The following is a 10,306-nucleotide window of genomic DNA, read 5'->3' as shown; positions in this document are numbered from 1 at the left end:
GTGCGGACAGGTCTTGGATTTGTTCCCGCCCGAGCAGTGCCGCAACTACCTCCGCCACTGCGGCTACCGCTAGAGATAACCACGGGACGCACTAGGATCGCCCCGGTGACAGTGCGGGGCTGGAACGACCTGGAAATCGGCACCACCTCGGACCGCAGCGTCACGATCCGCGTCAACGGAGTGACGACCTGCACCGCCGAGGAACTGGGCCGCGTCGACGGAGCGGTCGCGTTGTAAGCCCCCCAGACAGAGTTCCGCGTGCGCAACGTAACCTTCACGCCCGAGAGCGGCGAGCCCGTGCCGCTGCGGTTCGGTCCCCCGCCGGTGGGCGGGGACGACGGGTTTGTCGAGCTGTTCGACGGCAAAACCCTTGCCGGCTGGGAGAAGCGGAGCGGCTCGGCGACCTTTGAAGTCGAGCAGGTGGACGGCGCCCCGGCAATCGTAGGCCGGTCCGCCGCCGGCAGCCCCAGCACGTACCTCTGCACCGAGAAGACTTACGGCGACTTCGTGCTGGAGTTCGAGTGCAAACTGTCCACCCGAGACTTCAACAGCGGCGTGCAGATTCGCTCCAACGTAAAGTTCGACGGCGGACGGGAGATCGTCTACGGCCCGCAGGTCGACGTGATGTCCAGCCCCGGCAGCGCCGGCTACCTCTACGACCAAGGCACCGGTCGCGGCTGGCTCGTCCCGCGGGAGCGGCACGTCAAACAGAACGCCTTTAATAATCGCGGATGGAACCTCTTCCGCGTCGAAGCCCGCGGCGACGAGATCAAAACGTACCTCAACGGCGAGCCGATCGCCGACTTGACCGATCGCCGGGGCGCCAAGTCCGGGTTCGTGGCGCTCCAAGTTCACTCCTATCAGGGGCAAGGCGCCGGCGTGGTGATGTGGCGGAATGTCCGGATTAAGCCCCTCGACGACGCGGCGGCCGGCGGCGGGGGGGCGCCCTGACGGACGGGCGACTCGGCCGCCCGCGTCACTCCGCCGTTACTTCCCAGCGGCCCCACAGCGACGGCTGCAACTCCGCCTCGCTGGGGACGTCGCTGGTGATGGCGGTCGCTTTGTTCGACCAGTAGACCCGCTGCGTCGTCTCGCGGCCGTTGCCGCGGAGCAGGCCGAGGTCGCCGCGGTAGGTCTCGCCGGGCTGCGGATTCCAGCCGAGCAGATCCAGCGGGACCCGCACCTCGAAGTTGCCGGTCCCGTCGTCGGCCAGGTCGACCCGGTCGCTGACGTCCGTCACCTCGTCCAGCGTGATCGTCCGCCACGGGCTGCTGAAGCCGACCGGCTCCGCCGTGCCGGGGACCACGCCGCGGTACAGGACCGCCCGGGTTTCGCCGTCGACCCGGGTGACGAGCAACCGCAGGTCGCCCTCGGCGACGGGGCGTTCGGCGGTCGGGTCGCTTTCCGGGACGGCGGCGAGCATCAGGTCCAGGGCCCCGCCGGTTTGAAACAGGGACTGCGGCGCCCCCCCGGCGTTCTTCAACAGGTCCTTCTCGCCGGTGCGGTAGGCGGCGAACAGGGCGCCGTCCGCGATCCGCACGGCGGCGTCGGCCTCGTAGGGGCGGGAGTTGCTGTTGAAGTTCGCCTTGGTGCCGCGGCGGTCGATCACCGCCCACCGCGTGTCCGCCGGCCAGTCGGACAGGTCGCCGTCGACTGTCGGGGCCGCGTCCGTCAGCGGCACGGTCGCCACGGTGCGGATCGCCCCGGCTTGCCGGCGGCGTTCGTTTTCCGCGAACCACCGACGGGCGGCGTTCAGGTCGTCGGGGGTTACTTCCAGCGTGGTCGGCGGCAGACGGCGGACCGAATCGAGGCCGTCCACCCGCACCAGGCTCGTGCGGGCGCCGTCGACCAGATAGACGGTCCCGTCGGCGGTCTGCGTGACGCTGGGCCAGAAGTTCTCGTCGTGCAGGGAGACGTCGGTGACGTCCATCCCGCGGACGGCCTTCGGCATCCCCCACACCGGGCGGGTGCGGACGTCGTGGAACAGCGTGCCGACGAACAGCCCGTCGGCGGTGAGGACGTAGGCGTTCCCCATGTTGCCGTTGACGACGAACATCGGCTCGCCGGCCGGCCGGTCCGGCGTGGGGGGCGCGATCCAGCCGCCGAGCAGGCGGGTGTGGCCGACGATCAGGCCGGGGCGGTCCGGCACGGCGGCCTCGTGGCTGGCGTGCAGGCCGGGCCACAGGCTGGGGTAGCTCCACCGCGGTTCGCCGTTCCTCGCCCCGCCGAGGCCGTGGTTGGAAAAGGGCGCCGGGGCGTTCGTGCAGACGGTCCAGCCGTCGGGGTTCTGCTCGGATTGCAGGGTGAGGGCCTGATCGCCGCCGCTGGAGGCCGGGCCCTGGGCGCCGTCGATCAGCACGACCGGGGCGGCGTCCCAGTGCGGGACGCCGGCGGCGTCGAGGCGGGCGGGGATTCGGGCGACCTGTCCGTCCAGCCGGGCGAAGACGGCGGCGAGGTCTTTCGTGATCGTCACGCCGCCGCACCGGCCGGGGAGGATCTCCACTTCCTCCGGCTGCGGGACGCCGTCGCCGCTTTCGTCGGCCCAATGGAAGACGGCGGAGTTCCTGTGCGACGGGCCGAGGGGGTCCACGCCCTCCGGCCAGCGGGCCGCGAAGGGGTCGGTCTTCAATAAATCCCAGTGGTGGGCGGAGCCGAGGCCGCCGACGGCCCGGGCCTGCTCGGGCTCGTCCTTCCAGACGAACGCCGCCGGCCAGCCGCCGGTGGGGCTGGTCGTGTAACAGCTGGTGAAGTAGCGATTGGTTGCGTCGCCGTCGGGGTAGAGCGGGGTGTCCGGCGAGAAGGGGCCGTAGTGCGACGCCGCCCACTCCGGCGGGCGATTAAAGACCCGCACCAGTTGGTCCTCGCCGGTCTCCCAGTCGAGGCGGAACTCCATCCCTTTGTAATAGAACCGTGTTTTATCGAGCGGGTCGAGCACGCCGCCGCCGCCGTATTCGGTGGGGCCGTAGAACGCCCGCACCAACTCGGCGTCCCCGGGTTGATCGAACCGCGGGTCCCACACGCTGACGCGTTTCGGGCGGAAATCGCGTTCGGTCACCCACACCCGGCCCCGCCCGTCCACGGTCAGGCCGTGGGGGCGGTTCATGTGCGTGGGGTCGTACGGCCCGACGCTCGGGGCGCCGGGCGTGCCGATCGCTTTGAGGAAGGCGCCGTCCGGGCCGAAGACCTTCACCTGGTGGGCGGAGCCGAGGTCGCTGATATAAATGCGGCCGGCGGCGTCTGTCGCGAGCATCCGCGGGTCTTCCAATCCGTCGGCGCCGACGTCCCGCCAGTGCACGTCGGCGGGGTCGCCGGTCCACTCGGACCGCAGCACGCGGTCGCCGCCGATCGCCAGCAGGCGGCCCTGTGGGTCGAAGCAGACGCCGCGGGGGGCGTGCAGCGAGACGGCGCCGGTTTGCGCGCCAGTCTTTAAATTGAACACCCGCAGTTCGTGCTGGCGGGGGAAGGAGAGAACCATCCGGCCGTCGCGGGCGGCAACGTCCATCAGGACGAACTTCTGCCGGCCGCCGTCGAAGCCGACCAGCTCCTCGACCGCGGCGTCGGCGGCGTTCCGCTCTTTAATCAGCGGGTCGTCGCCGAGTTTGAATTTGACGACGTTGCGATCGGCGAAGGTCTTGGTTTTGGCGTCGATGGAGAGCGCGCCCTCCCAGACGGAGGCGACGTAGCACAAATCGCCCTCAATGTGGTTCGCCCCGAGGTCGGCGGTCAGGGTGGGCGCCCCGACCCAGGTGCCGCCGACGTGGCCCTGCCCGCCGACCTTCACGCCGTCCTCGCGGACCCACTGCAGGCCGTGGCCGCCCTCGGAGACGTAGGCGCCCAGGAAGATCAGCGGCTGCCCGTCGGCGGTGCGGGCGCCGGGCACGAAGGTCGCGGCGCCGGGCGGGGTGTGGTTCGTCATCCAATAGCCGGTGTCGTCTGCGGTCCGCCAGGGCGGCTTGCCGGCACTGTAGACGCTCATCTCGTACTTCAGCGCCAGCGGATCGCGGACCAGCCCGCGGACCGTATACGTCCCCGGGGCGACCGGGCGGACGGGGATGTGGTAGAGGCCGTGCTGCGGGGCGTCGAGATCGCGGGCCAGGTCGTCGCTGCCGTCCCACCAGACGGTGTGCTCGCCGGCCTCGAAGGGCGTTTCGGCGATCAGGTTTCGCACCCGCCGGCCGGCTTCGTCCTCAATGACGAGCGTGACGACGCCGGGTTTCTCCAGAGAGAACCGCACGGGGATCGGCGGGCGGCTCTCCTCCGGCGGCGGGGGCAGGACCGACGACAGCGGGGCGTCGCCGAGGTCCGTCAGCGCCGCCAGCTCGCCCAACCAGACGCGGCGGCCGCCGTTCTTGTGCCGGTCCAGGTGGCCGTGCGCGCCGGTCGAGCCGGCCGTGATCCGCAGCCGCAGCGCCCGGGTTTCGACGGGGGCGTCGAAGGCGAGCCAGTTCGGGCCGAGGGGCTTGGGGTAGAAGGTTTCCAGGTCGTCGGCGGACGCGACGGTCCGCCAGAGGGCGTCGGCGGCGCCGTCGACCGGGTCGTCCGGCCCGCCGGCGAACGCCTCCACGGTCACGGCCGCGAAGCCGGACCACAGCAGGGACACGCCGTCCAGCCGGACCGGGCGGCTCCAGGCCGCGGTGAGGGTCTCCGGGCGGTCGGGGCTGACGACGGGGTCGGCGTCGTTGCCGATCTCCGCGTTCGACCAGGTTTGCCAGTCGTTGTGCTGGCCGTCGAGGACCAGCCCGGCGGCTTCCGGGCGGCCGTCGGCGGTGGCGGTCGCCTGCGGGGCGAGGTTGGCGACCCGTTCGGAGAGAACCCACACGCCGCCGAGCCAGCCGGCGGGGTCGGACTCGACGGGGCGGGCGACGTGCGTGAACCGCAGGGCCCGGGTCGTCGTGCCGGGGGGCAGAACCCACCAGGCGAAGTCCTCCCGACCGGCCTCCGCGGTTCCGACCGCGACCGGCCCGCCGCCCCCGGGGATCAGGCGTTCGGCGGGCAGCCAGTGGGACTCGTCGGCGAGGTCGCCCGGATAGGGGGCGTCCGCCTTGAGCACGCTGAGGCGGCCCCCGCCGCGGGCCAGCACGGTTCCCGCGGCGATCGGCTCGGTCAGCCCGATCCGCAGGTGCCGCGGACCGGGGGCGAGCCGCCCGCCGAACGTGATGCCCCGCCAGTCGGAGGGCTGCCGTTGGGTCCAGACGACGGCGTTGGCGCCGTCGCGGGCTTCGCTCCCGGGGACGAGGCTTTCGACGCCGTCGACCCACTGGGCGAAGGCGTCGCCGTCCAGCGCGTCCCGCGTGATCGGGGTGACGAACCGCGGCGGCGGCTCCGCGGCGCCCGCCGCCGCGACCGCCCCGCACAAACACGTCACGAGCGCCCCGCACAGCAGGGGAACCGACAACTTCAACGCAGAGGGGTGCGACACGGACGCGACCGGCGAGCGGGGACGAATCGGGTCCCGCCGATCCTACGAGCCCCCCGGCGCCCCAACCAGCATTGGAACACGGCGCCCGAGGGCCGGCGCTCAGGCCGCCTGACGCCGGAACGGCACGACGCCGGCCGTCTCGGACCCCTGCACGGCCCGCAGCACGGCGTCGGCGGCGGCGGCGGCGGCCCCGGTCTTCACCGTGCGGTCCGCGGCCGCTTTGACCCGCCCCCGCACCGCCGCCAAGCTGGCCGGGGCGCTGAGCCAGTTGTCGATCAACCGGACGATCTCGGTCACCTCCCGGCAGTCGGCGCTGGGCGGGAAGAACTCCGGGTAGAGCCGTTCCCCGGCGAACAGGTTGGGCAGCGTGATCGAATCGCTGACGATCAACTTCTCCAGCGCCCAGTATTTCAGACGGGAGGTCTGGTAGAGCATTGCCCCCGGCGTGCGGCGGGCGAACAGCTCCAGGCTGACCGACCCGCTGACGAACAGGCAGCAGTCGGCCAGTTCGATCACCTCGCTGGTGCGGTCGGTGCAGATTTCCACGTTGGACACGCCGGCGAACAACTCCCCGCAGCGGACCGCGTGGGCGGGTTTGTAGGCGGCGACGCGGAACGTCACGTCCGGGTGCAGCGCCGCCAGCCGGCGGACGGCGGCGGCGAGGATCGGGCCGTTCGACTCCACCTCCCGGTCGCGGGAGCCCGGCAGCACGCCGACGGTGCGGGCGCCGCGGCGCTCGTTCAGGAAGGCTTCGTCCAGCCGCTTGCCGGCGGCCTCGTCGAAGAACGGGTGGCCGACGTCCTCGCAGGGGATGCCGGCCTCGGCGGTGACGCCGCGGTCGGCGTACCACTGCGGCTCGAACGGCAACGCGCAGAGCAGATGGTCGACGTGCTTGCGGACCTTCCGCACCCGCCATGGGGCCCAGGCCCACATCTGCGGGGGGAGGTAGTAAATCACCGGCACCCCCGCCGCCTTCGCCGCCTTGGCGAGGTGCCAGTGGAAGCCGGGGAAGTCGACCAGCAGCAGGGCGTCGGGCCGCCGTTCGCGGAAGTAGGCCGAGGCCCGGTCCCGCAGGGCGAAGAACTGTTTGAGGTGCGGCAGCACCGCCGTCACGCCCATCACCGCGAGGTCGGTCAGGCGGAAGAGCTGCTCCTGCCCGGCGGCGGCGAGGTCCGGCCCGCCGTAGCCGACCGCCTTGAGATCGGGATCGCGGCGGCGAAGTTCCGTCAGCAGGTGGGCGGCGTGCTGGTCGCCGCTGGGCTCGCCGGCGGACAGAAAAAGGTGCATCGGTGCGGGATCGCCGAGGGGCGGGATCGCGGAGGCGCGGGACGCGTGTTGTCGGTCCGCGGCGCGCGACGCGTCAAGACCGAGCCGCTCTCCCGCCGCGCTCCCCAAGGTTCGCCGGGGGCGCAGCGCATGCAAAAGCGGCCCGCGGGAAGGTCCCGCGGGCCGCGTGCTCAGCACTCAGTCAGAAGCCGTTCGGCTCCGGGAACCGGGCGGCTCAGTAGAGCGTGGTGGGCTCTTCTTCGCGGATCGGTTCCGGGTTGGCGTCGGACTTCAGTTGCAGCTTGAACTGCACCTTGTCGGCCTTGGTGGCCTTCACGGTGACGTTCCAGCTGACGACGCCGCCGGGGGCGAGCTCGTCGATCCGGCCGAACTTCAGGTTCTTGCCGTCGGCGGTCACGTCGGTGTCGCCGGTGGCGGACACGAACTCCAGACCGTCCGGCAGGGTGCCGGTCAGGTCGATGTTCAGGTCCGGGGCGCTGCCCTGGTTCTTGACGTAGATCTCGTAGGTGGTCTCGCCGTCGACCGGAACCGGGTCCGTCTTATCGACCGTCTCGATCAGGATCGCGGAGATGCCTTTGTATTCCACGGCGAAGCTCTTATCGATCTCCGGCACGCAGTAGCCCATCGCCCGGGCGGTGACGTCCACGGTGGTGGCGTCGGCGACGTCGAAGTTCGCCTTGAAGGTGCGGCTCTGGCCGGGCATCAGGCAGCCGATGTTCACGAATTCGCCGTCGTAGTCGACGGTGTCGATCCGCCAGTTCCGCACGCCGTCCGGTTCGCTCACGGCGACGATCGCGTTCAGCACCGGGGCGTCGGAGGTGTTGGTGACGGTGAAGGTCATCTCGGCGGGGCGGCCGATGTACTGCTGGCTCAGGCCGTCGACCCGCAGGTCCAGGGCCGGGTCGAGAATCTTGACCGTCTGCACGTCGGTGTCGGCGGTGATGCCGCCGGCCTTCGCTTCGGCGGAGAGGTCCAGCTGCTGGCCTTCGGCGGCGTCGGTCAGCTTCAGCGGCACGCGCAGCTCCTGGCTTTCGCCGGGGGAGAGGGCTTCCATCTGCTGCTCGACCGTCTGCTGACCGTCGTCGGTCTGCAGACCGTCCGGCAGGTCGTGGGTCAGCATGACCGGTTCGGTCTCGCCGGAACCGGTGTTGGTGACTTCATAGACGATGAACACGTCGTCGCAGGAGTACACGCCGGACGGTTTGCACTCGGCCTCGACGTCGCGGTCGGCGTACAGCGTCCAGACCAGCTTCAGGTCCGGCTTGACGACCTCGTACATCGTGCACAGCGCCGGGTCGTAGTCGACCACGATGCAGCTGCGGGCCGCGCCGGTCTCGGAGGCGCGGGCGGTCACCTTGAGGGTGCGGGTGTCGCCGGCGGCGAGCTGCCCGGCGTTGAAAGTCATGCGGTTGCCGTCCACTTGGGCGGCTTCGTTGTTCGCGCTCCGCAGTTCGACGCCCTGCGTCGTCTCCGTCACGCGGATGCCGCGGATCGGCTCGTCGGAGACGTTCTTGAGGATCAGGTCGTAGGTGAATTCCTCGCCGGCCCGAATCTGACTGGGGCCGCGACGGGTGACTTCAATGACATCTTCGCCGGTGGGACCGGCCAGCGTGAGACCGCTGTCCGCAGCTTGCGGGACGGCGACGGCCTCGTCCTGCGTGAGGCTGAGCGCCCCGCAGGTCAAGAGGGCCGCGCCGGCCGCGACGGCGGCGGTGCGGAGGGAGGTAAGGTTCATCGGGTAAAAACTCCTGTGCGAATGGCGTCGGACGTGACAGTCGGGCCGCTCCCGACGCCCTTACCTTATTGACGCACCGTCGCCGCCGAACCGCGGGAAACCCCCTTCGCCGCTGCGGGAGCCGCCCACCCCCCCCGGGGTTTCCCCCGCGGGGGCGATCCCCCCGACAGGACGGGCGTCCCCGACGCGCCCCCGGCACGCCCGCTGCTTTTACGCATCCCGCGCGCCGCCGTCCCGGCCCTTCGCTCCGCCCCCTCCGCCGTCAGAGGCCCTCAGACCGACAGCTGCACCAATTCGCCCGCCGGCTTCTTCGCCTCGCTGGGCCGGTGGGCCGTCGCGTCGCCGGGGGCGCCGGCGGGCAGGCCGAACAGCGTGGCCCGGGCGGTCTTCAACAATCCGCCGACGCTGCCGAAGGTCGCGTCCACCGCGGCCGCTTCGTAGCCGCTGTGCACCATGCAGTCGGTGCACTTCGGGTTGCCGCTGTTCCGGCCGTAGTTCGCCCACTCCACGGAGGAAATTAACTCCTCGTAGGTGTCGCAGTAGCCCTCGTCCATCAGATAGCAGGGCTTCTGCCAGCCGAACAGGTTATAGGTCGGCATACCCCAGGCGTGGCAGTCGAGGGCGTGGTTGCCGCGGAGGAACTCCAGGAACAGCGGGCTCTGGTTGAAGGTCCAGCGCTTTTTGACGTCGGCGAGGATCGTTTTAAACAGCCGCACCGTCTCGTCGGCGACGAGGAAGTGCTCCTGGTCCGGCGCCTTTTCGTACGGATAGCCGGGGGAAAGCATCATGCCCTCGACGCCGAGGTCGGTCAGTTGTTCGAACATCTCCCGCACCCGGGCGGGGTCGGCGTTGTTGAACACGGTGGTGTTCGTCGTGACCCGGAAGCCGCGGTCGATCGCGGCCTTGATGCCCTGCACGGCGACGTCGAACACGCCCTCGCGGCAGACGGCTTCGTCGTGCTCCTCCCGGGGGCCGTCGATGTGCACGGAGAAGCTGAGCCGCTTGCTCGGCGTGAACAGGTCGAGCTTCTTCTCCAGCAGGATCGCGTTCGTGCACAGGTACACGTATTTGCCGCGGTCGGTCAGGCCGGCGACGATCTCGCCGATCTGGGGATGCAGCAACGGCTCCCCGCCGGGCAGGGCGACCATCGGGGCGCCGCACTCCTCGGCGGCGCGCCAGCACTGCTCCGGGGTGAGCTGATCTTTGAGGATCGGCTTGGGGTGCTGGATCTTCCCGCAGCCCGCGCAGGCGAGGTTGCAGCGAAACAGCGGCTCGAGCATCAGCACGAGGGGATACCGCTTGTTCCCCTTCAACTTCTGCCGCACGACGTGCGAGGCCACCGTGGCCATCTGAGACAGCGGAACGCCCATGGACGAAAGAGACCGGGAGGGGACAGTGGCGCCGAGCAGGGTGTGCGTCTGTCATACCAGACCCGCCGACCCGCCGACACCGCGATTGGCGCCCCCGACCCATTCGCTGTCGGTTCAGAACAGGCCTGCCGCCCACCTTCCCGCGATCAGCAGCCCCGCGGCGACCGTGCCGGAGCCGACGAACGCGGCGGCGACCAGCAACGACGTCGTGAGGACCCAGCCGCGCCACGCGGTCGCCGTCGCGGCGACGAACGCGGCGGACATCAGCAAGAACTGGATCCTGCTCGCCGGTCCCCCGCCGGAGAGGCCCGGGCCGCTCAGCGACATCCAACCGAGCATCAGGAACAGGTAGGCGTTGACGCCGAGAACGACGGCGCCGAAATGCCCCAGCCGTCGACCGACCGCGGGATCGATCTGCCGTTCCAGCTTCGGCCCCGGCGGCGAGGCGTCCGGCGGGGGGGCGGAACCTTTCTCCATCACCGCCCAGCGTAGCGT

Annotated in this window: 7 protein-coding genes; 2 read left to right on the top strand and 5 right to left on the bottom strand. The window is 70.7% G+C overall.

All coding sequences use genetic code 11. The features are described from left to right. Positions 1-105 precede the first annotated feature (105 nt). Both ACG2DA_RS19565 and ACG2DA_RS19560 read left to right on the top strand, forming a co-directional pair. A complete protein-coding gene (locus tag ACG2DA_RS19565) occupies positions 106-237 on the top strand; it encodes a hypothetical protein (protein WP_395257955.1) in 132 nt (43 codons plus the stop codon). Between the two features lie 21 nt (positions 238-258). Next, entirely contained in the window at positions 259-951 is a 693-nt protein-coding gene (locus ACG2DA_RS19560) for a DUF1080 domain-containing protein (RefSeq protein WP_395257953.1), read from the top strand. Between the two features lie 25 nt (positions 952-976). Here the strand turns inward: ACG2DA_RS19560 and ACG2DA_RS19555 are convergent, their stop codons facing one another. The 5 genes from ACG2DA_RS19555 to ACG2DA_RS19535 form a co-directional block, all read right to left on the bottom strand. Further along, positions 977-5,419 carry a hypothetical protein gene (locus tag ACG2DA_RS19555; protein WP_395257951.1) on the bottom strand — a complete coding sequence of 1,481 codons (4,443 nt, stop codon included), beginning with the start codon at positions 5,417-5,419 and terminating at the stop codon, positions 977-979. A 99-nt stretch (positions 5,420-5,518) separates the two neighbouring features. Further along, the gene (locus ACG2DA_RS19550) at positions 5,519-6,706 is read right to left on the bottom strand and encodes a lipid-A-disaccharide synthase (protein WP_395257949.1); all 1,188 of its coding nucleotides are present in this window, start codon (positions 6,704-6,706) and stop codon (positions 5,519-5,521) included. A gap of 214 nt (positions 6,707-6,920) precedes the next feature. Beyond that, entirely contained in the window at positions 6,921-8,441 is a 1,521-nt protein-coding gene (locus ACG2DA_RS19545; RefSeq protein ID WP_395257947.1) for a hypothetical protein, read from the bottom strand. A 272-nt stretch (positions 8,442-8,713) separates the two neighbouring features. Then, positions 8,714-9,811 (bottom strand): adenosyl-hopene transferase HpnH, encoded by a 1,098-nt coding sequence (hpnH, locus tag ACG2DA_RS19540; RefSeq protein ID WP_395257945.1) that lies wholly within the window; start codon positions 9,809-9,811, stop codon positions 8,714-8,716. 114 nt (positions 9,812-9,925) lie between these two features. Beyond that, positions 9,926-10,306, bottom strand: a 381-nt coding sequence (locus ACG2DA_RS19535; RefSeq protein WP_395257943.1) for a hypothetical protein, incomplete at its 5' end; no start/stop codon positions are given.

Source organism: Alienimonas sp. DA493 (assembly GCF_043951915.1).
GTDB lineage: Bacteria > Planctomycetota > Planctomycetia > Planctomycetales > Planctomycetaceae > Alienimonas.
This window is presented reverse-complemented; position numbering and strand designations above follow the sequence as displayed.

Excerpts from the sequence above, each read along its gene's own strand:
- ACG2DA_RS19550 (WP_395257949.1), bottom strand. The coding sequence starts at position 6,706 with ATGCACCTTTTTCTGTCCGCCGGCGAGCCCAGCGGCGACCAGCACGCC.
- ACG2DA_RS19545 (WP_395257947.1), bottom strand. The coding sequence starts at position 8,441 with ATGAACCTTACCTCCCTCCGCACCGCCGCCGTCGCGGCCGGCGCGGCC.
- hpnH (WP_395257945.1), bottom strand. The coding sequence starts at position 9,811 with ATGGGCGTTCCGCTGTCTCAGATGGCCACGGTGGCCTCGCACGTCGTG.